The sequence below is a fragment of the Paraburkholderia sp. J11-2 genome (genome assembly GCF_905220185.1).
Classification (GTDB): domain Bacteria; phylum Pseudomonadota; class Gammaproteobacteria; order Burkholderiales; family Burkholderiaceae; genus Paraburkholderia.
On the sequence record NZ_CAJMYY010000003.1, the window covers coordinates 131,187 to 157,258 of the forward strand.

A 26,072-nucleotide genomic window follows, 5' to 3' on the forward strand; every position below is an offset into this window, starting at 1 on the left:
GGGATGTTGAAGCCCGATTACTGATTCCGGGCGATTGTCGCAGCAAAAAAGAAGGGAGTGGTAAATGGCAATTCCGTCATACATGTGGCTGAAGGACGATGGTGGTGCGGACATCAAGGGTTCGGTGACCGTCCAGGGCCGCGAAGGCAGCATCGAAATCACCCAGTTCAATCACAGCCTGCATATTCCGACCGATGGCAACACCGGCAAGCTGACAGGCACGCGCGTTCACGCACCGATCACGTTGTTCAAGGAAACAGACGCGTCGACGCCGTACCTCTACAAGGCCGTGACGAGCGGCCAAACGCTCAAGTCGGCCGAGATCAAGTGGTACAAGATCGATGACGCGGGCAAGGAAAAAGAGTACTTCAACACGAAACTCGAGAACGTGAAGGTCGTCGCCGTGCGTCCGAAGATGCTCGACATCAAGGTGCCTGACTTCGAGAAGCACAACCATCTGGAGGAAGTCGAGCTGCGCTACGAAAAGATCACCTGGTCGTACAAGGACGGCAACATCATCCATTCGGATACCTGGAACGAGCGTTCCTGATCCAACGGTAGTCTGGAGGCCTGCCACGCATGGACGGCCTCCTTTTACCAGTCTGCCCTCGGGCAGACTGGTTTTTTCCCGCAAGGGGCGACCGCTTTCAGTTGGCGCGCCCCTTCTTCTGATGTACCAACAGCTCGACCATGACCGTGCACCACGACCGAAACTCCTACTTTCGCGACGCCAGCCAGCTTCTGCAGCGGCTCAATCCCCACTGCGCAAACACGCTCGAGGCCGCGGCAAGCCTGTGCCAGACACGGCTCGCAGACGAGATTACGGTCGAACACTGGCTGCTCAAACTGATCGAGGCCGGGGACGGCGATATCCCGGCGATCATGAACCACTATGAACTGAATATCGACGCCGTATGGGAAGCACTGCTCAATGCAATCGACCACACACCACGCAACCTGCGTGGCCGCCCCAGCCTCTCTCCGCAGCTCGCCGCCGTGCTTCAATATGCCTGGTCCAACGCGTTGAATCTGGCCGACAGAGGCGAGACGACCATCCGTTCGGCCAATATCCTGCAGGCCATCGTCGAGGCGCCCCATGTCCTGCGCGCGACCAATGCGTGGCAGTTGCTGTCAGTCAGCACCGCACAGATCGAGCGCCTGCTGCCCCGTCTCGGGCTGCGAACCTGCGAGAACGAGCGGGCGGAGCCAGAAGTTCCCTCTGACCAAACCGCTGTCCCGAGTCAGGTCGGCTCGGCTAATAAGGTTACCGAAGCAAAACCAGCGCAGGCTACGAAGCGCAGCGTAGAAGGCGACGCCCTGGCACGCTTTGCAATCGATATAACGGAAAAGGCACGCGATGGGAAGATCGACCCGGTGTTCGGGCGCGACCGCGAAATCCAGCAGATGGTCGACGTGCTCGCGCGGCGCCGCAAGAACAACCCGATTCTTGTAGGCGAACCTGGCGTGGGCAAGACCGCGCTCGTCGAAGGCCTTGCGCTGCGCGTGGCCGAGGGCACCGTGCCCAACGTGATCCGCGATGTGCGCATCCTCACGCTCGACCTGGGCCTGCTGCAGGCTGGCGCGGGTGTAAAGGGCGAGTTCGAGCAGCGCCTCAAGAACGTGATCGACGAAGTGCAGGCATCAAGCGTGCCGATTTTGCTTTTTATCGACGAGGCGCATACCCTGATCGGCGCGGGCAATGCAGCTGGCGGCGCCGACGCCGCCAATCTGCTCAAGCCGGCATTGGCACGCGGCGGGCTGCGCACGATCGCAGCCACGACGTGGTCGGAGTACAAAGAATACTTCGAGCGCGATGCCGCGCTCGAGCGTCGCTTCCAGATGATCAAGGTCGGCGAGCCCAATGACGCGGCAGCCTGCCTGATGCTGCGCGGTCTCAAGGATCGCTACGCGACGTACCACAATGTCCACATCCGCGACGAGGCGCTGGTGGCCGCGGTCAAGCTATCCCGCCGCTACATTCCTGCACGGCAGTTACCAGACAAGGCGGTTGACCTTATCGACACGGCGGCCGCGCGCGTGCGAATGGGTCTCGAATCGCCGCCGGCGGAATTGCAACGCGCCCACGCCGCGGTGGCCGCGCTGAAGCTGGAATTAGCCACCCTCGAAGACGACGCGCGCGCCGGCATCGAAAGCGCACCAGGGCGAGGTGCTTCACTCGATGTTGCCCTCATCGATGCGAACGCCCACATGGAAACGCTGCAGAAGCGTTACGGACAGGAACTCGGCCTCGTACAGGCGCTGCTCGAACAACGCGGCGCTGGGGCTGCCGGCAGCAACGCTTCACTTGTCGAAACGCGCGAAGCGCTCGCACAAGCGCAGGGCAAAGCACCGTTGATCTTTGCCGATGTGGACGCTCAGGCGATCGCGCGCGTGGTGGCTGAATGGACCGGCGTACCGGTTGGCAATCTCCTCGAAGACGAGTTGCAGGGCCTGCTCGCGCTGGAGACCCAGCTCGCGAAACGGGTCGTCGCGCAGGACGAGGCGCTTGCTGCGCTCGCGGAGAGTCTGCGCACGGCGAAAGCAGGTCTCAAGAACGAACACGCGCCACTCGGCGTATTCCTGCTCGCGGGTCCGTCGGGCGTCGGCAAGACGGAGACCGCCCTCGCGCTCACGGACCTGCTCTTCGGGGGCGAGGCTGCACTCACGACAATCAACATGTCGGAGTACCAGGAATCGCACACGGTATCGCAACTCAAGGGCTCGCCTCCAGGCTACGTCGGCTATGGCCGCGGTGGCATCCTGACCGAGGCGGTGCGCCAGCGCCCTTACAGCGTCGTGCTGCTCGATGAAGTTGAAAAAGCCCACCGCGACGTGCTGGATATCTTCTACCAGGTGTTCGACCGCGGGACCATGCGAGACGGCGAAGGCCGTGAAATCGACTTCAGCAACTGCGTGATCCTCATGACCTCCAACCTGGGCAGTGAACAGATCGACGAAGCTGTGCTGGATACACCGCAGATTGCACACGCGGCCCTGCTCGACGCGATCCGGCCACAACTTCTCGCACACTTTCAGCCGGCCCTTCTCGCGCGTTTCCAGACCCTGGTGTATCGCCCCCTCGACGTGCACGCACTCGCCACGATCGTGCGGCTGAAACTGGCAAAGGTCGACGAGCGTCTTCGCAGACAGCATGCGGTCGAACTCGTCTGCGACGACACGCTGATTGACACGATGGCGCAGCTATGTCTCGAACGCCATTCTGGCGCGCGCAATGTGGACGCGTTCCTGAACCAGCGCATCTTGCCATCGGTTTCCCGTGAACTCCTCACCCGCATGGCCAGCGCCACAGTTCCGGCGAAGATCGTGCTGTCCAGTTCGACCGACGGAAATCTCACGATTGATTTTGTCGACCGCGAACAGGCAACAGCAGAAACGGGCACGCTTGCTCACGCCGAAGGCTGAGGACAAACCCAATGTCCACAGGACCGTCACTCTACGACATGCTCCTCGGCCAGATCGGCGGGGAATCGCTGGACGCATACGACGATCGCACGCTTGAATGCCTGAGCGTGCAGCATAACGTGCAGCGGATCCTGAACACTCGCGCGGGCTCGCTCAAGCACCTGCCCGATTATGGCCTGCCTGACTTGACGAACATCTATATGGCGCTGCCAGCCTCGGCACATCAGCTCCGGGACCAGATGCAGGTAACGCTGCTAAAGTACGAGCCGCGTATCCGGTCGATCGATGTCTCGATCCTGGCAAACGACGACCCCGGTGTGCTAGTCAGCTTCGAGATGACCTGTCATTTGAAAAAGGCGGGCCTCGTGCGGTTCGGAACGTACTTCGAGCCGCCGGGGCGCATGCGTCTCACACGCCGGATACAGAGGCAGGATTGAACGCGACCGACGCGACGCCGTCATAGATCGAGGTGTGGATGTGAAAAAGCCCGCAACATCGCGGGCTTTTTCATTTTTCTACCAGTATCTGCCTCGCCTGGCCAGATTACAGCTCAGATTGGTGTCACTCCCACTCAATCGTCGCAGGCGGCTTGCCCGAGATGTCGTACACCACTCGGTTGATGCCACGCACCTCATTGATGATGCGATTCGACACATGCCCAAGCAACTCATGCGGCAGATGCGCCCAATGCGCCGTCATGAAATCGAGCGTCTGCACCGCGCGCAGCGCAACGACATACTCATAAGTCCGCCCATCGCCCATCACGCCCACGCTCTTCACCGGCAGGAACACAGCGAACGCCTGGCTCGTGAGTTCGTACCACGACTTGCCGGTTTCCTTGTCGATCGTGTTACGCAGCGTCTCGATGAAAATCGCATCCGCACGGCGCAGCAGATCCGCAAAATCGCGCTTCACTTCGCCGAGAATCCGCACGCCAAGGCCCGGGCCCGGGAACGGATGGCGATAGACCATTTCGTGCGGCAGGCCGAGCTTCACGCCCAGTTCGCGCACTTCGTCCTTGAAGAGTTCGCGCAGCGGTTCGAGCAGCTTGAGGTTGAGCGTTTCCGGCAGGCCGCCCACGTTGTGGTGGCTCTTGATCGTGTGCGCGGCCTTCTTGCCCTTGCCAGCCGACTCGATGACGTCCGGATAGATCGTGCCTTGCGCAAGCCACTTCGCGTCGCTGAGCTTGCCCGCTTCGGTCTGGAACACCTCGACGAACTCTGCGCCGATGATCTTGCGCTTCGCTTCCGGGTCGGTCACGCCCGCGAGCTTCGACATGAACGCTTCGCTTGCGTCGACGTGGATGACCTTCACGCCGAGGTTGTCGGCGAACATCGTCATCACCTGCTCGGCTTCGTTCAGACGCAGCAGGCCGTGATCGACGAACACGCAGGTCAGCTGGTCGCCAATCGCGCGGTGCAGCAGCGCCGCGGCCACCGACGAGTCCACGCCGCCCGAGAGGCCGAGAATCACGTGCTCGTTGCCCACCTGCTTGCGGATCGTTTCGACGGCTTCGTCGATGTAGTGGCCCATCTCCCAGTCGGCCTTGGCGCCGCAGATGCCGAGCACGAAGCGCTCGAGCATCGCGCGGCCCTGCACCGTGTGCGTGACTTCCGGGTGCCATTGCAGGCCGTAGAAGTGGCGCGCTTCGTCGGCCATCGCCGCGATCGGGCACGATTCCGTCGAGGCCATCAGCTTGAAGCCCTGCGGCATTTCCGTGACCTTGTCGCCGTGGCTCATCCACACCTTGAGCATGCCGTGGCCTTCGCTCGTGCGGAAGTCTTCGATGCCTTCGAGGAAGCTCGTGTGGTTGCGCGCGCGCACTTCGGCGTAGCCGAATTCGCGCAGGTGGCCACCGTCGACCTTGCCGCCGAGCTGTTCGGCCATCGTCTGCATGCCGTAGCAAATGCCGAGCACCGGCACGCCCAGTTCGAACACGGCTTGCGGCGCGCGCGGGGTATCGGTGTCGGTGACCGAGTTCGGGCCGCCCGAGAGGATGATGCCCTTCGGTGCGAATTCGCGAATGAACGCGTCGTCCACATCGTACGGATGGATTTCCGAATAGACGTGGGCTTCGCGCACGCGGCGCGCGATGAGCTGGGTGACTTGCGAGCCGAAGTCGAGGATCAGGATTTTGTCGTGCATGGCTGCGGACGAGACCTAAAAAAAGAACGGATACGGAAAGCCGCGCGACAATAAAAACGCGCGCAGCGTGAATTCATCGGGACCAGGGCAGCGCACTACGGCGGAACCGGGTAGCGCAAATTCGGGTGAGCTTTGGACGCTGCTGTGGACGCATTAAGTCTGGTGTTTCGGAGGCCGGGTCTGAGCGCGGCCTCAGCCACGCAGCGGGGGCCTCGGTGCGTCGGCCGCTTCGTCGCGAGCCGCCTGGCGCGCCTCTTGAGCTTGCACCGCACTGGCGGCCGGCGGCGCAACCGTCGCTGGACGCGGCGTAACCGGCGGAACCGCTGCGGGCGTCACGGTCGGCACTTCCACGACCGGTTCGACCGGCGCCGCCGGCCGTTTCGCCTCGCGCGCACCGCCCCACGCCATCGTTTTCAGAAAGCCCGGCTTCGAGTACGTTACCGGCTCGTCACGGCGTTCCGGCTGCGCCTTCGCCGCCTTACGCTGCTGCACGGCGTTGCCGCTCGCCTGCCCCTTCTGGCGCTTGCGCACCGCGCCCGCGAGCCGGACGCCGCCGAGGCCGAGGAGGATCAGCCACACGCCAACCGCGCCAGCCACCAGTTGACCCAACCCGGTGAGCTGCGGCGCACGCAACCCGATCAGCCAGACCAGCATCAGCACGCCGGCAATCCAGTTGACGTGCCCCACGGTGCGGCCCACAGGCACTGTCATCTCCCCGTGGAAGGCCGCACGCAGCGCAAGCCACGCGAAGCCCAACAGCACCACACCAAACGCCTGCCCAACGAGTGCCGGCTGCGTTTGCACCAGTTGCAGCGCGTTGTACACCAGGGTCGAGGGCGTGAGAACGAACAGCACGCCAAACCCCAGCAACGTCAACGCATCGACAATCAGCAGCACGCGCAGCAGCGGCTTCATCGGGGCTTAGTCCACGTGGTAGTTGGGCGCTTCCTTTGTGATCTGCACATCGTGCACGTGCGATTCGTTCAGGCCGGCGCCAGTGATCTGCACAAACTCTGCCTTCGCATGCAGGTCGTCGATCGTGCGGCAACCGCAGTAACCCATCGAGGCGCGCACCCCGCCGATCAGCTGGAACAGGATTGCGTTGATGGGCCCCTTGTAGGCAACGCGGCCTTCGATGCCTTCCGGCACGAGCTTGTCGATATTGGCCGAGTTGTCCTGGAAGTAGCGGTCCGCGGCGCCGTCCTTCATCGCGCCGACCGAGCCCATGCCGCGGTACGACTTGTACTGGCGGCCCTGATACAGGAACACGTCGCCCGGCGACTCTTCGGTGCCCGCGAACATGCTGCCCATCATCACAGCGTTCGCGCCGGCTGCGAGCGCCTTCGAAACGTCACCCGAGTAGCGCACGCCGCCGTCGGCGATGCACGGCACGCCGGTGCCCTTGAGCGCTTCCGAGACATTGGAAATCGCGCTGATCTGCGGCACGCCCACGCCTGCCACGATACGCGTCGTGCAGATCGAACCCGGGCCGATGCCGACCTTCACGCCGTCCGCTCCGTACTCGACGAGCGCGCGCGCCGCATCAGCCGTTGCGATGTTGCCGCCGATCACCTCGACGTGCGGGAAATTCTTCTTGACCCAGCGAACGCGCTCGAGCACGCCCTTGCTGTGGCCGTGCGCCGTGTCGACCACGATCACGTCCACGCCGGCCTGCACCAGCAGCTCGACGCGCTCTTCGTTGTCCGGACCCACGCCGACGGCCGCGCCTGCGCGCAGCTTGCCGTGCTCGTCCTTGCAGGCGGCCGGGTGCTCGGTCTGCTTCGTGATGTCCTTGACGGTCATGAGACCGCGCAGTTCGAACGCGTCGTTCACGACCAGCACGCGCTCGAGGCGGTGGCTGTGCATGAGCGCCTTGGCTTCGGTCAGCGGCGTGCCTTCCTTGACGGTCACGAGGCGCTCGCGCGGCGTCATGATCGAGCGCACCGGCTCGTCCAGACGCGTTTCGAAACGCAGGTCGCGGTTCGTGACGATACCGACGAGCTGCGCGCCTTCCACGACCGGGAAGCCCGAAATGCCATGCTGCTGCGAAAGCGCGATGACGTCGGCGACCTTCATTTGCGGCGGAATCGTGATCGGATCGCGCACCACACCCGACTCGAAGCGCTTCACCTTCGCGACCTCGCGCGCCTGCTCGGCCGGCGTGAGGTTCTTGTGAATGATGCCGACGCCGCCCTGCTGCGCCATGGCAATTGCCAGACGGCCTTCCGTGACGGTATCCATAGCGGCCGACACGAGCGGAATGTTCAGGGAGATATTGCGGGTCAGCCGGGTCTTCAGGCTGGTGTCGCGCGGGAGAACGTCGGAGAAGGCGGGAACGAGGAGCACGTCATCGAACGTGAGTGCTTTCTGGATCAGACGCATGGCAAATCCTATAGGCGCAAAAGCAGATTATACGCGATAGCGCCCTGGAAATCATCAGCGCTAACAGTAGCTTAGCGCCGTTTTCGGGATTATTTCCACGCTCGGGCCCGGCCGGCGCAAGGCGTGCGGGTGCGCCACGCCTCCGACCCGAATATCGGGCACGCGGTGCAGGATTGAACAAGACGGCCACGCACGCCTCCAGTTAAGCTTCGGCCGTTCTGTTAAAACGGCCCGATTGGGCCACCCGAAGTTTCTGGAGGCAATACAAATGCAGCGTGGTGTGTTGTACGGCGTGCTCGCCGGCGCGTTATGGGGAACGGTGTTCGTCGTGCCCCGGCAACTGGCGGAATTCTCGCCACTGCTCCTGAGCGCGGGCCGCTACGTCATGTATGGGCTTGTCTCGCTCGCCGCGCTCCTGCCCATGCTGCGCCGGGTCTGGCCGCGCTTGACGCGTGCCGATCTCATCGCGCTCGTGAAACTCGCGCTCGTGGGCAACGTGCTCTATTACCTCTTTCTCGCTAGCGCCATTCATCTGGTTGGCATTGCGCCGGCCTCGCTGATCGTCGGCGTGCTGCCCGTCACGGTCACGCTGCTCGGCCGTCGCGACCACGGCGCCGTGCCGCTTTCACGTCTGATCTGGCCGCTCGCGATGATCGCGGCCGGTATCGTCTGCATCAACGTGGACGTCTTCACCGCGGCTGGCGACGCGGGCGGCGCGAGCATCCTCACGCGCATTGCCGGCATTGGCTGCGCCGTCGGCGCGCTCGTGTGCTGGACCTGGTTCGCCGTCGAGAACGCCCGCTATCTGCAGCGCAATGCGCACTTCGGCGGCAACGAATGGTCGGTGCTTTGGGGCGTGGTGACGGGCGGGCTAGGCGGGCTGCTCTGGCTCGGCATTCTCGTCGTGCCGTCGCACTGGGTCCAGGAAACCGTCGCCGCCGGCCGCTGGACCACGTTCTGGCAATTGAATCTGGTGCTCGCGATCGGCGCCTCGTGGCTCGGCAACGGCCTGTGGAACGCCGCCGCCAAGCGCCTGCCGCTCACGCTCTCGGGTCAGATGATCGCCTTCGAAACGCTGTTCGCCCTGCTCTACGGCTTTATCTATGATCACCGGCTGCCGCGCGGCCTGGAAGTCGCGGCCGTCGTGCTGCTGGTGGCGGGCGTAAGTTGGTCGGTACGCCAGCATTCGGGCGGCCCCGCAGAGACCGCGCACGGCGACGGCATCGTGCCGGACGGCGATCTACCAGGAATCGGCAACGACAGCCGCCTCACGCACTCCCATACCGACGCGAAGCGAAGCGGTCGGACTACCACCGCCTGAGCGCGATGCCCCTAAAGGCCAAATGGGCGAGACAGCGCACGCTGTCTCGCCCATTACGTTTGTGCGGCCGCCCGTTGCAACCCGCTTCGAGCCCTAGCGCGAGTCCTTGGGCAACCACTTGCGCCCTTCGATCGAACCTTCCTTGCGGGTCTTGTCGACGCGGCGCTGGCGCGCCATCTTCGGGTCGACGATCAGCGGCCGGTAGATTTCCACGCGGTCATGGTCGGCGAGCACGGTGTCTAGTGGCTTGAGCTTGCCGTACACGCCCACCTTGAGCTTTGCCAGATCGATCTCGGGATGGCGTGCGAGGATGCCGCTCGCGTCGATGGCCTGCTGGACGGTCGCGCCGGGCGGCAGCTCGATGCTGATGAGCGTTTGCGCGTCCGGCAGTGCATAGCAGACGTCAACGGAAAGGTTCGCGCTCATGGCTTGCCGTAGCGCTGGTCGGCGCGCTTCACGAAAGAGTCGACGAAGGTGTTCGCGATGTGATGGAACACCGGCCCAATGAGTTTTTCGAGAATGATGTTTGAAAACTCGTAATGCAGCGCAAACTCGATCTTGCAGGCGTCGGCGCGCAGCGGCGTGAAGCGCCAGTAGCCCGTGAACTTGCGGAACGGGCCGTCGGCGAATTCCATGTCGATGCGTTCGGGCCGCTTTTGCGAGTTGCGCGTGGCGAAGTGCTGCTTGATGCCCTTGAAGTTGATGTCGATTTTCGCCTCCATGCCGCTTTCGTCCTGACGGCGAATCTCGACACCGCCGCACCACGGCAGGAAGTTGGGGTAGTCGGCGACGTCGGTGACGAGGTCGAACATCTGCTCCGCCGAATGGCGAATCAACACGGTTTTCTGGACATCCGCCATAAATTGCGCAATGCGTGGCTAGGGTGAAAGCGCCACGGGCTTTCGGGAGCCCGCTTTGCTAAAATCGTAATTTTAAACGAGTTGGGCCGATCCCATTTTCCTATGAGCATCATCGACAACAGAAAAGCGTTCTTCGATTACTTCATCGAAGAGCGTCACGAGGCCGGGCTCGTGCTGGAAGGATGGGAAGTCAAGGCCATGCGCGCCGGGCGAGCCAACATCAAGGAAAGCTACGTCATGATCAAGGACGGCGAGCTGTATCTGATCGGCACGCACATCAGCCCGCTGCCAGAGGCCTCGACGCACATCCAGCCCGACCCCACGCGCATCCGCAAGCTGCTCCTGAAGCGCGAGGAAATCGACAAGCTGATCGGCAAGGTCGAGCAGCGCGGCTTCACGCTCGTACCGCTGAATTTCCATTACAAGGGTGGCCGCGTGAAGTGCGAGATCGGCCTCGCTAAAGGCAAGAAGCTGCACGACAAGCGCGAAACCGAGAAGAAACGCGACTGGGAGCGCGAAAAGGCGCGCCTGATGCGCTCGCCCACCTGATTCTTCCGGAATCGTTCAGATGAAAAACGGGCCGCTCATGCGGCCCGTTGTCATTTTCGGCGGTCTCGGCGCCTATGGACCCTTTGTCGCACCGGCACCGCTGATCTGCCCCTCGCGCAAACCCGCCCGGTTCACGATCGTGAGTGCCGAAGCGATCATCGTGCTCAGATCGCCCATATTGCCCGGCACGATCAGCGTATTGCCCTGCTTCGCGAGATTGGCGAAAGCATTCACATATTGCTCGGCCACCTTCAGGTTGACGGCATCCATACCGCCCTGCGCCTGGATCGAGTTGCCGATCTTCTGGATGGCCTGCGCGTTCGCCTCCGCCACAGCAAGGATAGCGGCCGCCTGACCCTGCGCCTGGTTGATCGCCGCCTGGCGCTCGCCTTCCGACTTCTGGATCGCTGCCTCGCGCGCTCCGGCCGCCAGGTTGATCTGCTCCTGCTTGCGGCCTTCGGAGGCTGCGATGAGCGCGCGCTTTTCCCGCTCGGCGGTGATCTGCGCCTGCATCGCGTGCAGGATTTCCTTCGGCGGCGTCAAATCCTTGATCTCGTAGCGCAGTACTTTCACGCCCCAGTTCGAGGCGGCTTCGTCGAGCGCCGACACAACGCTATGGTTGATGAAGTCGCGTTCCTCGAAGGTCTTGTCGAGTTCGAGCTTACCGATGACCGAACGCAGCGTGGTCTGCGAAAGCTGTGTAATCGCGAAGACGAAATTGCTCGACCCGTACGACGCTTTCATTGGATCGGTCACCTGGAAGTACAGCACGCCATCCACCTGAAGCTGCGTGTTGTCGCGCGTGATGCAAACCTGGCTCGGCACGTCGAGCGGAATCTCCTTCAGCACGTGCTTGTAGGCCACCCGATCGACGAACGGCAACACGATCGTCAAGCCTGGCGTGAGCGTGGCATGGTAACGCCCAAGCCGTTCGAGCACCCAGGCATGCTGCTGCGGCACGATCTTGATGGTCTGCGCGATCAGCACGATGACGATCACGAGCAGAATCAGGCCGACGACTGGGACTTGCATACGGGACCTCCGTTCGCTTCTGTGTAGTTTGCTGGTGTGAGTTCGAATGCGACCCGCTATGCGTGGCGTGCGCCGTCTTGAGCGGTGCCGGACGCCTTGGGTTCGCGGTGCTCGCGCTTCGCCGCAACGATCAGGCAACTGCCGCGCACCGCCTTGATTTCATAGAGCGGCGCATCTTCGGGCTCGCCAGGTGCGAGTTCGACATCCCATTCGGCGCCGCGATACATCGTGCGCGCGCGGCCATCGCGCCAGGCGGCGACGGCGAGTGTTGCGCCAATATCGAGATTCACGCCCGGATCGGTCGAGGCATCGGTCATGCGCCGGCGGCGGCCGAAACGAGAGCGCCGCAGCGTGACCACAGCTGCGAGCCCAACCACCGCCGCGACAATCAACTGGACGTCGAGCGGCGCGCCAAGCTCATAGCTGAGCGCGCCTGCGAGCAAGCCTAGCGCGATCATCAAGAGGTAAAAGGTGCCGGTCATCAGCTCGGCGACGATGAGCACGCCGGCGGCAATCCACCAGAACAAACCATGCGGACCCACGGCGACCTCCCAAAGTAAAACACCCCGGATAGACCGGGGTGTTATAGCACGAAGCTGACACTTTTTTCCGCAGCGTGTAACGCCGCTCAGGAAGCCGCATCAAGCTCCCCCGAGGATTCGCACCCTCGGCAATACGCTTACTTCGACTGCGACTTCGCCAGCTGCTGCCACGTCTCGACAACCGAGTCCGGGTTCAGCGAGATCGAAGCGATGCCTTCTTCCGCGAGCCACTGGGCGAAGTCCGGGTGGTCGGACGGGCCCTGACCGCAGATGCCGACGTACTTGTTCAGGCGGCGGCAAGTTTCGATCGCGCGCTTGAGCATGAACTTCACGGCCGGATCGCGCTCGTCGAAGTCGACGGCCAGCAGTTCCATGCCAGAGTCCCGGTCGAGGCCGAGCGTGAGCTGCGTGAGGTCGTTCGAACCGATCGAGAAACCATCGAAGTACTGCAGGAACTCTTCGGCGAGAATCGCGTTCGACGGCACTTCGCACATCATGATGAGCTTGAGATCGTTCACGCCGCGCTTGAGGCCAAACTTCTCGAGCAGGCCCACCACGCGCTCAGCCTGCTTGAGCGTGCGCACGAACGGCACCATGATCTCGACGTTCGTGAGACCCATCTCTTCACGCACGCGCTTGAGCGCCAGGCACTCCATTTCGAACGCTTGCGCGAAGTCCTCGGCGATGTAACGCGACGCGCCGCGGAAACCGAGCATCGGGTTCTCTTCGTCCGGCTCGTAGCGCGAACCGCCGATCAGCTTCTTGTACTCATTCGACTTGAAGTCGGACAGACGCACGATGACGGGCTTCGGATAGAACGCCGCCGCGATCGTGGCGATGCCTTCCGTCAGCTTGTCGACGTAGAACGCGCGCGGCGACGCATGGCCGCGTGCAACGCTTTCCACGGCCTTCTTCAGGTCCGCGTCGATGTTCGGGTACTCGAGAATCGCCTTCGGGTGAACGCCGATGTTGTTGTTGATGATGAACTCGAGACGCGCGAGGCCAACACCTGCGTTCGGCAGTTGCGAGAAGTCGAACGCGAGCTGCGGATTGCCGACGTTCATCATGATCTTGACCGGAATGGCCGGCAGCTCGCCACGCTGGACTTCGCTGACCTCGGTTTCGAGCAGACCGTCGTAAATGCGGCCTTCGTCGCCTTCCGCGCACGACACCGTCACGAGCGCACCGTCCTTCAGCACGTCGGTCGCGTCGCCGCAGCCAACGACTGCCGGCACGCCCAGCTCACGCGCGATGATCGCCGCGTGGCAGGTACGCCCGCCACGGTTCGTGACGATCGCCGCCGCACGCTTCATTACCGGCTCCCAGTTCGGGTCGGTCATGTCGGCGACCAGCACGTCGCCCGGCTGCACGCGTTCCATTTCGGACGGATCGTGAATCACCTTCACGCGGCCCGCGCCGATCTTCTGGCCGATTGCGCGGCCCGTTGCCAGAACCTGCGACTGGCCCTTGAGCTTGAAGCGCTGCTCGACCTTGCCCGCGGCCTGGCTCTTCACCGTCTCCGGACGCGCCTGGAGAATGAAGATCTTGCCGTCGAGGCCGTCCTTGCCCCACTCGATGTCCATCGGACGCTGGTAGTGCTGCTCGATGATGACGGCGTACCTGGCCAGCTCGATCACGTCTTCGTCGGTGATCGAGAAGCGGTTGCGCTGTTCGTGCGTAACGTCGACCGTCTTCACGCGGCCCGGTTCGCCCGGCTGCGTGAATTCCATCTTGATGAGCTTCGAGCCGATCGAGCGGCGGATGATCGGAGCCTTACCCTGTGCGAGCGTGGTCTTGAAGACGTAGAACTCGTCCGGATTCACGGCGCCCTGAACAACCGTTTCACCGAGGCCGTAGCTCGACGTGATGAAGACGGCGTCCTTGAAGCCCGACTCGGTATCCAGCGTGAACATCACGCCTGCGGCGCCGCGGTCCGAACGGACCATGCGCTGCACGCCAGCCGACAGTGCGACTTCGGCGTGGGTGAAGCCCTTGTGGACGCGATAGGAAATAGCGCGGTCGTTGTAGAGCGACGCGAACACGTGCTTGAGGCGATCGAGCACGTCTTCGATGCCTACCACGTTGAGGTAGCTTTCCTGTTGACCGGCAAACGATGCGTCGGGCAAGTCTTCCGCCGTTGCCGACGAACGCACGGCAAACGACAGCTCAGACGGCGAACCGGCCTGCAGCGTTTCGAAGCCGGCGCGGATGTCCGCTTCGAGCTTCGGCTGCAGCGGCGCGTCGATGATCCATTGACGGATCTCCTTGCCCGCTTCGGCCAGCGCCTTCACGTCGTCGACGTCGAACGTCTCCAGACGAGCGGCGATCCGTTCGGTCAGGTTGTTATGTTTCAGGAAGTCGCGGAAGGCGAGCGCAGTCGTCGCGAAGCCCGTGGGCACACGCACGCCTGCTTCAGCCAGTTGGCTGATCATTTCGCCGAGCGAGGCGTTTTTGCCGCCCACGATCTCGACATCGGTCATCCGCAACTGCTCGAAAGGCACTACATAAGCCTGATCCTTGGCAACGGTGTTAGTCATACAAGCCCCTAAGTGTGAAAAAAATTCACGATTGCGCAAGTGGGCTCGAACGCGGTCCGCCCATTGGAAGCGGATTCGCGTCTTGCGCAACCTGTTGGAGAAGCAATCGCTCAGGCGCCGAGCGAAGTTCCGTTCAATGGAAAAGCACGAAGATGCGCGCGATTACATGGAGTTAGATGGAATCGCTGCAAATTGACACCAGAATGCGCCGCGATAGGCGGCTGTTTGGCGCGGTTGCACTGCAATTGCTTATCCAACAGGTTGCCGCTATTCTACCGTGCCGACTCTGGAATTTGTGCCAGTCGGCGAGAATTGCCCCTCGGTCCCGCCGGACGGGGCTTTCCGGGCGCCCAAGCCTGTCCCGAGCGGCCCTGCAGCTCACGTACCCAGCCTCAACCGATGCCGCCAACCGTATTCATCGTCTCCGACGGTACCGGGATCACTGCCGAAACCTTCGCGCATTCGATCCTGTCGCAGTTCGACCAGAAATTCCGCCTCGTGCGCGTGCCGTTTGTCGATTCGACCGACAAGGCCTACTCGACCGCCGAGAAGATCAACGAAGCCGCCGTGCAGGAAGGCCGCCGGCCGATCGTGTTCACAACGCTCGTGGACAGCAATTCGAACGAAATCGTCAAGCGCGCGAATGCGCTCGTGATGGACATGTTCCAGACCTTCGTGGAGCCGCTCGAGCAAGAGCTGGAACTGAAGTCGAGCCACGCGATGGGTCGCGGCCACCAGAACGCCGACACCGACGAATACAAGAACCGTATCGAGGCGATCAACTTCTCGCTCGCGCACGACGACGGCCAGTCCGACCGCAATCTCGCCGACGCCGATGTGATCCTTGTGGGCGTGTCACGCAGCGGCAAGACGCCTACCAGCCTCTACCTCGCCATGCAGTACGGCGTGAAGGCCGCGAACTATCCGCTGATTCCCGACGATTTCGAGCGCGGCAAGCTGCCGAATTCGCTGCTGCCGCATCGCACGAAGATTTTCGGCCTTTCAATTGACCCGCAGCGTCTCACTGAGATCCGCAACGAGCGGCGTCCGGGCAGCAAGTACGCCGCGCTGGAAAACTGCCGCTATGAAGTGAACGAAGCCGAGGCGATGATGCGCCGCGAAGGCATCAAGTGGCTCTCGTCAACGCACAAGTCGATCGAGGAAATCGCCACCACGATCCTGCAGGAAATTCGCATCGACAAGCCGTCGTATTGAAACGGCCTGCCTGAAATAAAAAAGCCCGCGTCACGACGCGGGCTTTTTTATTACTGACTGCTGCGAGCGTCAACGCGCATGCCGTTGCTGCCGGCATTGCTCGAACACGCACACGGCCGCCGCCGCCGCGACGTTGAGCGACTCCATGCCGCCCGGCTGCGGAATCGTCACGCGCAGCGCCGCCGCGTCGCGCCACACCTGCGACACGCCCGCCCCTTCGTTGCCGAACACCCATGCGACCTGGCCCGTGAGATCGGCCTCGTCGATCGCCTGCGCCCCGTGCGAATCGGTGATGACGACCGGCACGCCAAGCATTTCGACGAGCGCTTCGGCCTCCACGTTCTCGAACACCTGCAGGAGAAAGTGCGCGCCCATTGCTGAGCGCAGCACCTTTGACGACCACACATAGGCCGTGCCCGGCGTGCAAAAAACCTTGTCGATGCCGGCGGCCGCCGCGCTGCGCAGGATCGAGCCGACGTTGCCAGCGTCCTGCAAGCCGTCGAGCACGAGGCAAGTCGAGCCGACGCGTTCGGGCAGTTGTGCCTCCGGCATGTCGACGAGCAGCAGCAGCCCTACGCCATGCACGACGTTCGAGAGTTGCCCGAAGAGCGCGTCGGGCAGCGTGATCACGCGGCGCTCGTCCACGCGGGCGACGATGGCCTGAGCCTCCTCATGCGTGAGCGCGCCTTCGGTCACCACGCAGTATTCGGGCTGCGAACCACCATCGAGCCAGGCGCTCGCGAGGTGGAAGCCTTCGAGCAAAGCCTGGTGGCTGCGCCGCTGTTGATGCGTCGAGCCGGCCAACGCCTTCAGGCGTTTGTAGAGCGGATTGTCGCGCGAGGTAATGGCTTTCACGGGCGGGCCTGGCGTGTCAAATGAGAATCGAGAGAAAGAAGAACAGCGGCGCCTGCACTACGCACTATGGCGCCCGCTCGCGCGGGACGCCATTAGCGGCTCAAGACAGTGGCGCGAAGGCGTCGCCTTCTTCCGGGCCGGCAGTGACCACCGTCGAAGCACCGGCGAGGACGATGCCGTGCAATGCGTACGCGTCGCGCACGGGCGCAAACGAGCGCCGGTGATGCTCGCACGGACCATGCACGCGCAACGCTTCGAGATGCTGCGGCGTGCCGTAGCCCGCGTGGGCGTCGAAACCGTAATGCGGATGCGCCTGGTGCAGATCGACGAGCATGCGGTCGCGCGTGACTTTCGCGATGATCGACGCCGCCGAAATGCTCGGCACGAGCGCGTCGCCGCCGATCACCGCCTCGCTGCGCACCGGCATCACCGGGCAGCGATTGCCGTCGATCTTCGCGAGCGTCGGCACGATGCTCAAGCCTTCGACCGCACGCCGCATCGCCAGCATCGTTGCGTTCAGGATGTTGAGCGTGTCGATTTCCTCGACGCTCGCGGAGGCAACGCACCACGCGAGCGAGCGTTCGACGATGCGCTCGTAGAGCGCTTCGCGAGCCTGCGCCGTCAGCACCTTCGAGTCGTCGAGCCCGCGAATCGGCCGGGCCGGATCGAGGATCACGGCGGCCGCGACCACGGGCCCGGCCAGCGGCCCGCGCCCCGCCTCGTCCACGCCGCAAATGACATCGTCTGGCGACTCGAACAGCAGCCCGGCTTGCCGCGCCGCCTTGCGGCGCGCAGCAAGCTTGAGTGCTGCCTGCGACGGCGGCTTTTTCACGGCCGGCGCTTTTGCGCGCTTGATCGTACCCTCGCTCATGCCCGCCCCTTGCGGCGTTCGACGATGCTCGCGACCACTTCGGCCGCACGCTCCGCCGTGTTCTGGCGCAGGGTCAGATGCATCTGCGTGAACACCTCGGTCAGCGTGCGCCGGTTTGCCTCGTCCTGCAACTGCGTGAGCGTCGCGTCGGCAAGCGCCTCCGGCGTCGCGAAATGCTGCAGGATTTCCGGCACGACGAAGCGGCCCGCGAGAATGTTCGGCAAACCCACGTAAGGCAGATAGGCCTGGCGGCGCATGATCTGCCCCGTGAGCCAGGGCACCTTGTAGGAGATGACCATCGGCTTCTTGAGCAGCGCCGCTTCGAGCGTGACCGTGCCGCTTTTCACGAGGATCGCGTCGGCGGCCGTCATGGCGAGTTGCGACTGGCCATCGATGATCGTGAGCGCGAGCCCCTGGTGCGCGTTCGCGAGCTCCTGCAACTGCGCGTGGATTGCAGGCGTCGCCGCCGGCATCACGAAGCGCAGCGCCGGCTCGCGCCGTTGCATGATCTGCATCGCGTCGAAGAAGGTCGGCCCGATCAGATTGATTTCCGAGCGGCGGCTGCCCGGCAGCACCGCGATCACCGGGCCGCTTTCCGGCAGGCCGAGCGTGCGGCGCGCGCCGCCCATGTCCGGATCGAGCGGAATCTCGTCGGCGAGCGGATGCCCCACATACGACGCCGCCACCCCGGCCTTCTCGAGCAGCGCCGTTTCGAACGGGAACACGCACAGCATGTGATCCACGGCCTTCTGGATCTTCTTGATGCGACCGCCTCGCCACGCCCAGATCGACGGGCAGACGAAGTGGATCGTCGGAATACCCGCGTCGCGCAGCGCGTGCTCCAGACCGAAGTTGAAGTCAGGCGCATCCACGCCGATGAAGGCGTCAGGCGGATCGGCCAGCAACTGATGCTTGAGCTCATTGCGGATGCGCAAAATCTCGGGAATGTGCCGCAGCGCCTCGACGTAGCCGCGCACCGAGAGCTTTTCCATTGGCCAGTGCGCGTCGAAGCCGGCTGCCATCATGCGCGGGCCGCCGATTCCGTAGTACTGCGTAGTATCGGGCAAGCGGGCCTTCAGACCCGCGAGCAGCGATGCCGCAAGCAGGTCGCCGGACGGCTCGCCGGCGACGATCGCGAGGCGCAGCGGACGCGTTTGCAGCGCCATCGATCAGCGAATGATGCCGCGTTGCGACTGCTCGACGAAGTCGAGCAGCGCCTTCACGTACACGTCGCCGTCGCCGCCCGCCTGAGCGAGATCGGCGAGCTGCACCTTCGCCTCTTCGAGCGAGAGCCCGTTCTTGTAGAGCGTGCGATACGCCGAGCGCAGCGCGGAAATCGCGTCGGGCGAGAAACCGCGGCGGCGCAGACCTTCGACGTTGATGCCGTGCGGCACCGCCTTGTTCCCGGCGGCGATCACGAACGGCGGCACGTCCTGCACCAGCGCCGAGGCGCCGCCGACCATCGAGTGCGTACCAATGCGCACGAACTGGTGCACGCCGGTCATGCCGCCGATGATCGCGTGGTCGTCGACGATCACGTGCCCCGCGAGCTGCGCGTTGCTCGACATGATGATGTTGTTGCCGAGACGGCAATCGTGGCCAACGTGCACGTAGGCCATGATCCAGCAGTCGTCGCCGATGATCGTGACGCCAGTGTCCTGCACCGTGCCCGTATGCAGGGTCGTGAACTCGCGGATCGTGTTGCGGTTGCCAATTACGAGCTTCGTGGGCTCGCCCTTGTACTTCATGTCCTGCGGACGGCCGCCGATCGACGCGTAGTGGCCGATCGAGTTGTCTTCGCCAATCGTCGTGTGGCCTTCCAGCACGCTATGCGAGCCGACCGTCGTGCGGGCGCCGATGGTGACGTTTGCACCGATGACCGCGAACGGCCCGATTTCGACCGATTCGTCGATCTGCGCGCCCGACTCGACGACCGCAGTGGGATGGATCCTGCTCATTGGTCCTCGCTCTCCGATTCTGTTTCCGTGCTGCGGCGCCTCGAGGTCAAGGCGCGCTGCGGCATGCGGCGGCGCTTCTTATTGCGCCGCGTCCATTTTCTTGACGGTGCACATGAGTTCCGCCTCGCAGGCCACGGAGCCTTCGACTTCGGCTACCGCCTTGAACTTCCAGATGCCGCGCATGTAGCGCTCGAACGTCACGTTGAGGATGAGCTGGTCGCCCGGCTCGACTACGCGCTTGAACCGCGCACCGTCGATGCCCACGAAGTAGTACAGCGTATTCTCGAAGTCCTGCTCTTCCTCCGAGAACGTGAGCAGCGCGGCGGTTTGCGCCAGCGCCTCGAGAATCATCACGCCAGGCATCACCGGACGCTGCGGGAAGTGCCCCGTGAAAAAGGGCTCGTTGACCGTCACGTTCTTCAACGCCTTGATGCTCTTGTGCGGCTCCAGCTCGAGAACCCGGTCCACCATCAGGAACGGATAGCGGTGCGGCAACAGCGTGAGGATCTTGTGGATGTCGAAGTTGAGTTTTTCGATGTTCATGGTGGTTCTGCTCACGCAGGAATTGCGCGTGTGACTTTCGATTTCGATATTCGAGGCGCTTGACCAAACACGCCCGCGCTGACGCGAAGTATGCGCCACGCCCGGGCTCCCGTGCATGAGGATTGCCCCGGGCGGGTAGCCCCGGGCGGGCAACTTTGGTCGTTCGCTAGGCAAAGCGGCGCGCCGCTTGCGCGACACGCCGCCCGCCACCTCGATACTGCTTTCTTATTCGCCCTGCGGCTTCTGGGCAACCGCCGCCTCGAGCGCCTTGATACGGTCGCGCAGCTTGTCGATGTTACGCAACAGCGCGGCGCTCTTGTTCCAGTCGGCGTGATCGACCGCCGGGAAGGCGCTCGTGTAGATGCCGGCCTTCGGCAACGACTTCGAGACGCCCGACTTTGCCGTAACGATCACGTAGTCGGCCAGCGTGACGTGCCCCGCAATGCCCACCGCGCCGCCGATCATGCAATGGCGCCCGATCGTCGTGCTGCCCGCAATGCCGGCACAGCCCGCGATGACCGTGTACGCACCGATCTTGCAGTTGTGGCCGATCTGGACGAGGTTATCGATCTTCACGCATTCTTCGATGATCGTATCGGCCATCGCGCCGCGGTCGATCGTGGTGTTCGCGCCGATCTCGACGTCGGGCCCGATGGCCACGCCGCCCACCTGCGGAATCTTGACCCAGCTACCCGTGCGTGCGTCGCCCTCGCCCGTGAAATCGGGGGCAAAACCAAAACCGTCCGAGCCGATCACGGCGCCGGCATGCACGATGGCACGCGCGCCGAGCTTGCAGCTGTGGTAGACGGTCACGCCCGGATACAGGTGCGAGCCCTCGCCCACCTGGGTGCCGCGGCCAATGAAGACGTTCGCGTCAAGCCTGACGTTTTCGCCGATCACGGCGCCCGCTTCAATCGTGACGTTCGGGCCGATCACCGCGCTCGCGGCAACCTGCGCCTTCGCGTCGACGTGGGCACTGGCGTGGATGCCGGGCTGCACCTTCGGCGCGGCAAGGTCGATATACGCCTGCGCGACACGCGCGAAGTAAGCATACGGATTCGGTGTGACGATGAAGTTGCGTCCCTCGCGCGATGCGAGCTTCTCGAGGTCGCCGGGGCTGATGAGCACAGCGCCCGCGCGGGTCGTCTCCACCTGGGCGAGATACTTCGGATTCGCGAGGAACGCGAGCTGTTGCGGACCCGCCTGGTCGAGCGGCGCCAGCGAACTGACGCGTTGCGTCGCATCGCCCACCACCTCGCCGCCGAACCGCCCGACAATGTCCTCAAGCGTAAATGCCATGCGCGTGCTGCTCCTGCCTTAGTTGCCTGTAGTGACTTTTCGTTGCTTTAGTTGCTGCTGCTACCACTGCCGGCGCTGTTCGCCGCGAGCGCCTTCAGCACCTGATCGGTGATGTCGATGCGCGGGCTCACGTACACCGCTTCCTGCACGATCAGGTCGTAGTGCTGCTGCTCGGCGATCTGCTTGATCACCTTGTTCGCGCGGTCGAGCACTGCCGCCAGTTCTTCATTGCGGCGCTGGTTCAGGTCTTCGCGGAATTCGCGCTGCTTGCGCTGGAAGTCGCTGTCGAGCGCGGAAAGGTCGCGCTGCTTCTGCGCGCGATCGGTCGGCGACATCGACGGGCCGTTCTTGTCGAGCGAATCGGACATCGACTTCAGGCGTTGCGCCATGTCCTGCAGATCCTTGTCGCGCTTGGCGAACTCGGCTTCGAGCTTGGTCTGCGCGGCCTTCGCGGGAGCGGATTCGCGCAGGATGCGATCGGAATTGACCGCCGCGATCCTGGCTTCCTGCGCCTGCGCCACACCCATGCCAACACCGAGGAGCGCCAGCGACACGGCAATCGCCCCGATCGTCCGTCTGGAAAACATACCCGTTAGCAAAGTCATCCTCTCGTTTCCTGGATTCCGGCGCTGCGCGCGGTGCGCGCAACAGCCGGGCAAAACATACGTCAGAACGCCGTCCCGATCTGGAACTGGAACTTCTGGTACTGGTCGCCTTCGTGCTTGACGAGCGGGAAGCCAAGGCTCAGCTTGAGCGGGCCGATCGGCGAAATCCACGCGAGACCGAAACCGTAGCTGTAACGCAGGCCGTTCGCGCCAGTGCTGTTGCCTTCCGTGCCCCAGACGTTACCACCATCGACGAACGTAAAGACGCGCAGCGTGCGGTCATAGCCCGTGCCCGGCAGCGGGAAGGTCAACTCGACGTTACCGACGATCATCTTCGAACCGCCGATCGGGTCATTCGTGGTCTTGTCGCGCGGACCGAGCGAACTTGGCTCGTAGCCACGCACCGAACCAATACCGCCCGCGTAGTAGTTCTTGAAGATCGGGTACGGCTTGCCGCTCAGGCCGTTACCGTAGCCGCCCTGGAAGTTCAGGCCCAGCACGAAGCCGCGCGCGAACGAGTAGTAGTACTGGGCCTGCACGTCGGCCTTGTAGTACTGCGTACCGCCAACCGGCGTGCCGTACTCGGCATTCGCCTGCGTGAAGTAGCCCTTGCTCGGCACGAGCGCGCTGTCACGCGCGTCGCGCGACCAGCCCACCGTGAGCGGCACGTTGTTCGACACGCGGCCGAACTCGTTCACGTAGTCGATGTAGCTCTGCGGCGTGTTCGAGTCGACGTCGAGCGTGTCCTGCTCGAAGCCCGCGCCGAAGTAGACCGTGTCGACTTCCGAGAACGGGATGCCGAACTTCAGGTCGCCGCCCATCGTGATGATGCGGAAGCTCGAATCGGTCGAGTAGTACAGCGGCTGGTACGTACGGTAGTAGACGTCGGTAATGCGCTTGATGCCGTCCACCGTGAAGTACGGGTCCACCTGCGTGAGGGCCAGCGTGCGGTACGTCTTCGCGGTGTTCACGTTCAGCGAGAGCGACGTGCCCGAACCGAACACGTTGTCCTGCGACACGCCCGCCGACAGCACCACCTTGTCGGTTGACGAGAAGCCCGCGCCCAGTGTGATCGCGCCGGTCGGCTTTTCGGCAACCTTCACGTTCACGTCGACCTGGTCGGCCGTGCCCTCCACGGGCACCGTGGTCACGTCGACGTCGGTGAAGTAGCCCAGACGGTTGATGCGGTCCTTCGAGAGCGCGAGGCGGTTCGAATCGAACCACGAGCTTTCAAGCTGGCGCATTTCGCGGCGCACGACTTCGTCGCGGGTACGCGTGTTGCCCACCACGTTGATGCGGCGCACGTACACGCGGCGGCTCGGATCGACCTGCAGCGTGAGGTTGACCGTGTGATTCGCCTGGTCGATCTGCGGCAGCGCATTGACGGTCGCGAACGCGTAGCCGTATTCGCCGAGCTTGTCGACGATGGCCTTGGTCGTGGCTTGCAGCTTCTCGGCCGAGAAGGTATCGCCCGGCTTGATCTTGATGAGCTTCCTGAGTTCGGCCTCGCGGTCGAGCAGGTTGCCCGACAGCTGGACACCCGACACCTTGTACGGCTCACCTTCGTGAATGCCGATGGTGAGGTACATGTCCTTCTTGTCGGGCGAGATCGAGACCTGCGTCGAGTCGATGTTGAACTCGAGGTAGCCGTGATTCAGGTAGTACGAGCGCACGTTCTCGAGGTCGCCCGTGAGCTTTTCCTTCGAGTAGAGGTCGTTCTTCGTGTACCACGAGAACCAGTTCGGCGTGGACAGCTGCATCTCCGAGAGGAGCGTGCCGCTGCTGTACGTCTTGTTGCCGATGAAGTTGATCTGGCGGATCTTCGCGCTCGGACCTTCGACCACCGAGAACAGCAGACCGACGCGATTGCGGTCGATCGGCGTGACCGTGGTCGTGACCTCGGCGGCGTAGAAGCCGCGCGTGAGGTACTGGCGCTTGAGCTCCTGCTCGGCCTTGTCCACGAGCGCCTTGTCGTAGTAGCGGCCTTGCGAGAGACCGACCGCGCGCAGCGCCTTGGTCAGGTTGTCCTTGTCGAATTCCTTGATGCCCGCAAAGTCGATCGTGCCGATGGCCGGGCGTTCCTGCACCTGCACCACCACCACGCCGCCTTCAGCGGCGATCTTCACGTCGTTGAAGAAGCCCGTCGCATAGAGTGCGCGGATGGCCTCGGACGCCTTGTCGTCGGTGAAGGTGTCGCCCTGCTTGATCGGCAGGTAGGCGAACACCGTGCCCGGCTCGACGCGTTGCAGCCCTTCGATGCGAATGTCCTGAACCACGAAAGGCGTCGTTGCTGCGTGGGCAACGAGTCCATGTGCGGCGATCGCCGCGGCCGCAACCGTTTTTGGAACCAAGCGATGAGGTCTAAACAACGTGCTTCCCCAATTATGTATAGCTGCATCAGGTCAGGCGGCCCGCCCTCGGACGCCGCCAGACATCTTTAAAAATGGATTAACCGAGCCAGATCGTTGAACAACGCGATCGCCGACAGTGCGACGATGCAGGCAAGTCCCGCGCGCTGCAGCACGAGCTGCCAGCGGTCCGAGACGGCTTTGCCCGTTACGGCTTCAACCGCATAATATAACAGATGCCCCCCGTCCAATACCGGAATTGGGAGCAGATTCAATACGCCGAGGCTGATGCTCACGAGGGCGAGGAACGACAGGAACGCGGAGGGGCCCAGTCGCGCGCTCTTGCCGGCATAGTCAGCAATCGTCACCGGCCCCGACAGATTCTTCAGCGATGCTTCGCCCGTGATCATGCGGCCGAACATCCGCAGCGAATACACCGCGATGTCCCACGTGCGATACGCACCGAGCCGCACGCTCTCGAGCGGTCCGTAACGCACGTCCACGGAGGGCGCCTGTGCCGCAAGCGCGGCGCCGATTCGGCCCACGTCTTCGCCGGTCTGCGCGTCGCGCTGGAGCGTCGGCGTGACGGTGAGCGTAAGCATCTGCTGGGTGTTCGGTGCAGCGTCGCCGCGCGCGACCGTGAGTTGCACGGGCTTGCCCGCGTGCGCCTTCACGTAGGCGATGAAAGTGCTTGCGCTGTCCACGGCCCGGCCGTCGACGGCGCGCAGTTGATCCCCCGCTTGCAGCCCGGCATGTTGCGCCGCACTACCCGCTTCCACTGCCGCTACCTTGAGCGTGTTGCCGCCGGCCTCGAGGCCGAGCTTCGCCATGAAGTCGTCGTCGAGATCCTTGCTGGTCAGTTGCGAGAGATCGAGCGGGAAATCGTAGGTGCCCTCGCCGTCACGCGCGGCAAGCACGACATGGCCCTGATCGAACGCCGTGCTGAGCAGTTTCCAGCGCAGGTCGGACCACGAACGCACGGGCTCGGTGCGACTGCCGTTTGCATCGCTCACCGAAAGAATGGTTTCCCCGCCCTGGAAGCCGGCCCGCGCCGCCGCCGATTGCGCGGGCGGCGCCGCGACGATGGCCTTCTGTTCGGTCACACCGCTCGCGTAGACCACCGCAAAGAGCACGATAGCCAGCACGAAATTGGCGATCGGCCCGGCCGCGACGATCGCAATGCGCTTGCCGACCGACTGGCGGTTGAACGCGTGGGGCAAATCGCTCGCGGGAATCTGGTCGGGCGACTCGCGCTCGTCGAGCATCTTCACGTAGCCGCCGAGCGGCAGCGCCGCGATGGTCCATTCGGTGCCGCTCTTCTTGCTGACCCACTGGACGAGCGGCCGCCCAAAACCGATCGAGAAACGCAGCACCTTCACGCCGCACAAGCGCGCGACGCTGTAGTGCCCGTATTCGTGCACAACGACCAGCACGCCGATCGCGACGACGAATGCGACCAGTTCGGTAAGCAGGTTCATGAGCGCCTCCTGGGCTGGAAGCAGCGCACCGGTGCGGGAGCGGCCCCGAGGTCGGGCTCGCGTGCCTGAGGGGCCACAAGGGCCCTTCCGCAAGCCCCTCGCTGACCTG

The 26,072-nt window shown here is 63.5% G+C and carries 23 protein-coding genes; 6 read left to right on the plus strand and 17 right to left on the minus strand.

Features of this window, described 5'->3' with window-relative positions:
• Positions 1 to 64: 64 nt before the first annotated feature.
• The 3 genes from U5A57_RS05020 (at position 65) to tssE (ending at position 3,860) form a co-directional block, all read left to right on the plus strand.
• Complete coding sequence (locus U5A57_RS05020; RefSeq protein ID WP_321908759.1) at positions 65 to 550, plus strand: Hcp family type VI secretion system effector; 486 nt, start codon at positions 65 to 67, stop codon at positions 548 to 550.
• A gap of 140 nt (positions 551 to 690) precedes the next feature.
• Positions 691 to 3,423: a type VI secretion system ATPase TssH gene (gene tssH, locus U5A57_RS05025; RefSeq protein WP_321908761.1), complete on the plus strand. Its 2,733-nt coding sequence runs from the start codon at positions 691 to 693 to the stop codon at positions 3,421 to 3,423.
• 11 nt (positions 3,424 to 3,434) lie between these two features.
• Positions 3,435 to 3,860, plus strand: a complete 426-nt coding sequence (gene tssE, locus U5A57_RS05030; RefSeq protein WP_321908762.1) for a type VI secretion system baseplate subunit TssE — start codon at positions 3,435 to 3,437, stop codon at positions 3,858 to 3,860.
• Positions 3,861 to 3,984: 124 nt separating this feature from the next.
• Here tssE and guaA read toward each other — a convergent pair whose 3' ends face one another.
• The 3 genes from guaA to guaB all read right to left on the minus strand — a co-directional run bounded on the left by guaA (position 3,985) and on the right by guaB (position 7,950).
• Positions 3,985 to 5,568 (minus strand): glutamine-hydrolyzing GMP synthase, encoded by a 1,584-nt coding sequence (gene guaA, locus U5A57_RS05035; protein ID WP_321908764.1) that lies wholly within the window; start codon positions 5,566 to 5,568, stop codon positions 3,985 to 3,987.
• A gap of 192 nt (positions 5,569 to 5,760) precedes the next feature.
• Positions 5,761 to 6,483: a hypothetical protein gene (locus U5A57_RS05040; RefSeq protein ID WP_321908765.1), complete on the minus strand. Its 723-nt coding sequence runs from the start codon at positions 6,481 to 6,483 to the stop codon at positions 5,761 to 5,763.
• Positions 6,484 to 6,489: 6 nt separating this feature from the next.
• Positions 6,490 to 7,950: an IMP dehydrogenase gene (guaB, locus tag U5A57_RS05045; protein WP_321908767.1), complete on the minus strand. Its 1,461-nt coding sequence runs from the start codon at positions 7,948 to 7,950 to the stop codon at positions 6,490 to 6,492.
• A gap of 268 nt (positions 7,951 to 8,218) precedes the next feature.
• Here guaB and U5A57_RS05050 point away from each other — a divergent pair, with 268 nt between their 5' ends.
• Entirely contained in the window at positions 8,219 to 9,271 is a 1,053-nt protein-coding gene (locus U5A57_RS05050) for a DMT family transporter (RefSeq protein ID WP_321908768.1), read from the plus strand.
• A 93-nt stretch (positions 9,272 to 9,364) separates the two neighbouring features.
• On the opposite strand, the gene U5A57_RS05055 is transcribed toward U5A57_RS05050, so the two are convergent.
• Together U5A57_RS05055 and U5A57_RS05060 are read right to left on the minus strand one after the other, a co-directional pair.
• A complete protein-coding gene (locus U5A57_RS05055; protein ID WP_321908769.1) occupies positions 9,365 to 9,697 on the minus strand; it encodes an RnfH family protein in 333 nt (110 codons plus the stop codon).
• A complete protein-coding gene (locus U5A57_RS05060; protein ID WP_042265786.1) occupies positions 9,694 to 10,131 on the minus strand; it encodes a type II toxin-antitoxin system RatA family toxin in 438 nt (145 codons plus the stop codon). The genes U5A57_RS05055 and U5A57_RS05060 overlap by 4 nt, the downstream gene beginning before the upstream one ends.
• Before the next feature lie 102 nt (positions 10,132 to 10,233).
• On the opposite strand from U5A57_RS05060, the gene smpB reads away from it, so the two are divergent.
• Positions 10,234 to 10,680: an SsrA-binding protein SmpB gene (smpB, locus tag U5A57_RS05065; RefSeq protein ID WP_028204044.1), complete on the plus strand. Its 447-nt coding sequence runs from the start codon at positions 10,234 to 10,236 to the stop codon at positions 10,678 to 10,680.
• Positions 10,681 to 10,752: 72 nt separating this feature from the next.
• Here the strand turns inward: smpB and U5A57_RS05070 are convergent, their stop codons facing one another.
• The 3 genes from U5A57_RS05070 to ppsA form a co-directional block, all read right to left on the minus strand.
• On the minus strand, positions 10,753 to 11,712 hold the full coding sequence (locus tag U5A57_RS05070; protein WP_321908771.1) for a stomatin-like protein: 960 nt from the start codon (positions 11,710 to 11,712) through the stop codon (positions 10,753 to 10,755).
• A gap of 56 nt (positions 11,713 to 11,768) precedes the next feature.
• Positions 11,769 to 12,254, minus strand: a complete 486-nt coding sequence (locus U5A57_RS05075; protein WP_321908773.1) for an NfeD family protein — start codon at positions 12,252 to 12,254, stop codon at positions 11,769 to 11,771.
• 137 nt (positions 12,255 to 12,391) lie between these two features.
• A complete protein-coding gene (ppsA, locus tag U5A57_RS05080; RefSeq protein ID WP_321908774.1) occupies positions 12,392 to 14,791 on the minus strand; it encodes a phosphoenolpyruvate synthase in 2,400 nt (799 codons plus the stop codon).
• Between the two features lie 399 nt (positions 14,792 to 15,190).
• Between ppsA and U5A57_RS05085 the strand changes: the two genes are divergently transcribed.
• Positions 15,191 to 16,006 carry a pyruvate, water dikinase regulatory protein gene (locus U5A57_RS05085; protein WP_321908775.1) on the plus strand — a complete coding sequence of 272 codons (816 nt, stop codon included), beginning with the start codon at positions 15,191 to 15,193 and terminating at the stop codon, positions 16,004 to 16,006.
• A gap of 69 nt (positions 16,007 to 16,075) precedes the next feature.
• Here the strand turns inward: U5A57_RS05085 and U5A57_RS05090 are convergent, their stop codons facing one another.
• From U5A57_RS05090 to rseP, 9 genes are all read right to left on the minus strand, one after another.
• Positions 16,076 to 16,861 (minus strand): RNA methyltransferase, encoded by a 786-nt coding sequence (locus U5A57_RS05090; protein WP_321908777.1) that lies wholly within the window; start codon positions 16,859 to 16,861, stop codon positions 16,076 to 16,078.
• A 100-nt stretch (positions 16,862 to 16,961) separates the two neighbouring features.
• The gene (gene rnhB / locus U5A57_RS05095; protein WP_321908778.1) at positions 16,962 to 17,732 is read right to left on the minus strand and encodes a ribonuclease HII; all 771 of its coding nucleotides are present in this window, start codon (positions 17,730 to 17,732) and stop codon (positions 16,962 to 16,964) included.
• Entirely contained in the window at positions 17,729 to 18,898 is a 1,170-nt protein-coding gene (lpxB, locus tag U5A57_RS05100; protein ID WP_321908779.1) for a lipid-A-disaccharide synthase, read from the minus strand. Before lpxB ends, rnhB begins: the two co-directional genes overlap by 4 nt.
• Before the next feature lie 3 nt (positions 18,899 to 18,901).
• On the minus strand, positions 18,902 to 19,690 hold the full coding sequence (lpxA, locus tag U5A57_RS05105; RefSeq protein ID WP_321908781.1) for an acyl-ACP--UDP-N-acetylglucosamine O-acyltransferase: 789 nt from the start codon (positions 19,688 to 19,690) through the stop codon (positions 18,902 to 18,904).
• A 78-nt stretch (positions 19,691 to 19,768) separates the two neighbouring features.
• Positions 19,769 to 20,233: a 3-hydroxyacyl-ACP dehydratase FabZ gene (gene fabZ / locus U5A57_RS05110; protein ID WP_112172932.1), complete on the minus strand. Its 465-nt coding sequence runs from the start codon at positions 20,231 to 20,233 to the stop codon at positions 19,769 to 19,771.
• Between the two features lie 225 nt (positions 20,234 to 20,458).
• Positions 20,459 to 21,532 carry a UDP-3-O-(3-hydroxymyristoyl)glucosamine N-acyltransferase gene (gene lpxD / locus U5A57_RS05115; protein ID WP_321908785.1) on the minus strand — a complete coding sequence of 358 codons (1,074 nt, stop codon included), beginning with the start codon at positions 21,530 to 21,532 and terminating at the stop codon, positions 20,459 to 20,461.
• Between the two features lie 47 nt (positions 21,533 to 21,579).
• Positions 21,580 to 22,131, minus strand: coding sequence for an OmpH family outer membrane protein (locus U5A57_RS05120; protein WP_321909194.1), 552 nt, complete (start codon positions 22,129 to 22,131; stop codon positions 21,580 to 21,582).
• Between the two features lie 68 nt (positions 22,132 to 22,199).
• On the minus strand, positions 22,200 to 24,506 hold the full coding sequence (bamA, locus tag U5A57_RS05125; protein WP_321908786.1) for an outer membrane protein assembly factor BamA: 2,307 nt from the start codon (positions 24,504 to 24,506) through the stop codon (positions 22,200 to 22,202).
• 68 nt (positions 24,507 to 24,574) lie between these two features.
• A complete protein-coding gene (gene rseP / locus U5A57_RS05130) occupies positions 24,575 to 25,963 on the minus strand; it encodes an RIP metalloprotease RseP (RefSeq protein ID WP_321908788.1) in 1,389 nt (462 codons plus the stop codon).
• Positions 25,964 to 26,072: the final 109 nt, after the last annotated feature.

Coding starts and splice junctions, on each gene's coding strand:
- tssE (WP_321908762.1), top strand. CDS start 3,435: ATGTCCACAGGACCGTCACTCTACGACATGCTCCTCGGCCAGATCGGC.
- lpxB (WP_321908779.1), bottom strand. CDS start 18,898: ATGGCGCTGCAAACGCGTCCGCTGCGCCTCGCGATCGTCGCCGGCGAG.
- U5A57_RS05070 (WP_321908771.1), bottom strand. CDS start 11,712: ATGCAAGTCCCAGTCGTCGGCCTGATTCTGCTCGTGATCGTCATCGTG.
- lpxD (WP_321908785.1), bottom strand. CDS start 21,532: ATGGCATTTACGCTTGAGGACATTGTCGGGCGGTTCGGCGGCGAGGTG.
- U5A57_RS05040 (WP_321908765.1), bottom strand. CDS start 6,483: ATGAAGCCGCTGCTGCGCGTGCTGCTGATTGTCGATGCGTTGACGTTG.
- U5A57_RS05060 (WP_042265786.1), bottom strand. CDS start 10,131: ATGGCGGATGTCCAGAAAACCGTGTTGATTCGCCATTCGGCGGAGCAG.
- guaA (WP_321908764.1), bottom strand. CDS start 5,568: ATGCACGACAAAATCCTGATCCTCGACTTCGGCTCGCAAGTCACCCAG.
- U5A57_RS05055 (WP_321908769.1), bottom strand. CDS start 9,697: ATGAGCGCGAACCTTTCCGTTGACGTCTGCTATGCACTGCCGGACGCG.
- fabZ (WP_112172932.1), bottom strand. CDS start 20,233: ATGAACATCGAAAAACTCAACTTCGACATCCACAAGATCCTCACGCTG.
- rseP (WP_321908788.1), bottom strand. CDS start 25,963: ATGAACCTGCTTACCGAACTGGTCGCATTCGTCGTCGCGATCGGCGTG.
- lpxA (WP_321908781.1), bottom strand. CDS start 19,690: ATGAGCAGGATCCATCCCACTGCGGTCGTCGAGTCGGGCGCGCAGATC.
- ppsA (WP_321908774.1), bottom strand. CDS start 14,791: ATGACTAACACCGTTGCCAAGGATCAGGCTTATGTAGTGCCTTTCGAG.
- rnhB (WP_321908778.1), bottom strand. CDS start 17,732: ATGAGCGAGGGTACGATCAAGCGCGCAAAAGCGCCGGCCGTGAAAAAG.
- U5A57_RS05050 (WP_321908768.1), top strand. CDS start 8,219: ATGCAGCGTGGTGTGTTGTACGGCGTGCTCGCCGGCGCGTTATGGGGA.
- U5A57_RS05020 (WP_321908759.1), top strand. CDS start 65: ATGGCAATTCCGTCATACATGTGGCTGAAGGACGATGGTGGTGCGGAC.
- tssH (WP_321908761.1), top strand. CDS start 691: ATGACCGTGCACCACGACCGAAACTCCTACTTTCGCGACGCCAGCCAG.
- U5A57_RS05085 (WP_321908775.1), top strand. CDS start 15,191: ATGCCGCCAACCGTATTCATCGTCTCCGACGGTACCGGGATCACTGCC.
- smpB (WP_028204044.1), top strand. CDS start 10,234: ATGAGCATCATCGACAACAGAAAAGCGTTCTTCGATTACTTCATCGAA.
- guaB (WP_321908767.1), bottom strand. CDS start 7,950: ATGCGTCTGATCCAGAAAGCACTCACGTTCGATGACGTGCTCCTCGTT.